Annotated in this window: 1 pseudogene; it reads left to right on the forward strand. The window is 41.2% G+C overall.

What is annotated here, in order from left to right:
* Positions 1-347 (forward strand): annotated as a pseudogene (locus HMPREF2644_RS06115) (helix-turn-helix domain-containing protein); the annotation flags it as partial.

Here is a 347-nt window from a genome sequence, read left to right on the forward strand (position 1 = left end):
AAAAATAAAGATGGTTCCATCTCAAATTTATACTTTTTACACCTTGAACAAGGTAGTGAAAATTTTGCACTAGGGGGTAGTGAAAATATTTCACCCATAACCAGTCACTCTTTAGAACCAGTCAATGAACCTAAAAAAACTACGCAAAAAAGCGAAGCCGAAATGTTGCTTGAGCAGTTCGGTATTACCGGACAACTGGCGAAAGATTTTATCGCACACCGCAAAGCCAAAAAGGGCGTCATTAATCAAACGCAACTCAACCGTCTGCAAAAACAGGCGGACAAGGCTGGGATTTCGATTTGTGAAGCGGTGGAAATTTGCATCGAACGCAACTGGCAGGGATTTAA

Origin of the sequence: Haemophilus sp. HMSC071C11, from assembly GCF_001837655.1 — a bacterium.
GTDB lineage: Bacteria > Pseudomonadota > Gammaproteobacteria > Enterobacterales > Pasteurellaceae > Haemophilus > Haemophilus influenzae.